Origin of the sequence: Sinorhizobium fredii USDA 205 (assembly GCF_001461695.1) — a bacterium.
Lineage (GTDB): Bacteria > Pseudomonadota > Alphaproteobacteria > Rhizobiales > Rhizobiaceae > Sinorhizobium > Sinorhizobium fredii.
Genome location: NZ_AUTC01000125.1, coordinates 1 through 574, shown reverse-complemented (window position 1 = coordinate 574; position 574 = coordinate 1). Strand labels below are relative to the sequence as shown.

The 574-nt window shown below is 62.0% G+C and carries 1 protein-coding gene; it reads right to left on the bottom strand.

The features are described from left to right. Window positions 1-574 (bottom strand): arsenical resistance protein ArsH (gene arsH, locus N181_RS12730; RefSeq protein WP_060563416.1); only part of this gene is annotated, 574 nt, incomplete at both ends.

Sequence of the window (574 nt, the reverse complement as noted above, 5' to 3'; positions counted from 1 at the left end):
AGTGAACTTCACCAGCTCCTCGCAGACGTCGACGACACGGTCGTAGAAAGCCGAGGGTCTCATCCGGCCGTCGCCGTCGAACTCCTGATATGCCTTGGCCACCGACGATTGGTTGGGAATCGTGATCATCCGCATCCAACGGCCGAGGATGCGCATTTGGTTCACCGCATTGAAGGACTGGCTGCCGCCGGAGACCTCCATGACCGCGAGTGTCTTCCCCTGTGTCGGGCGGACCGAGCCGACAGACAGCGGAATCCAGTCGATCTGTGACTTCATTACTCCCGTCATCGCGCCGTGGCGTTCCGGGCTAACCCAGACCTGGCCTTCGGACCATTCCGAGAGCTCTCTGAGTTCCTGAACCTTGGGGTGGCTCGTCGGCGTTTCGTCGGGCAGAGGGAGACCCCGAGGATCGAATATCCTCACCTCGCATCCGAAGCGTTCCAACAGGCGACGCGCCTCGTGGGCGAGCAGACGGCTGTAGGAGACCTCACGGAGCGAGCCGTACAAGATCAGGATGCGCAGCTTGTGCGAAGAGAACGACGGGCGAAGGGCATCGAGGTCCGGCTGGCGAAGG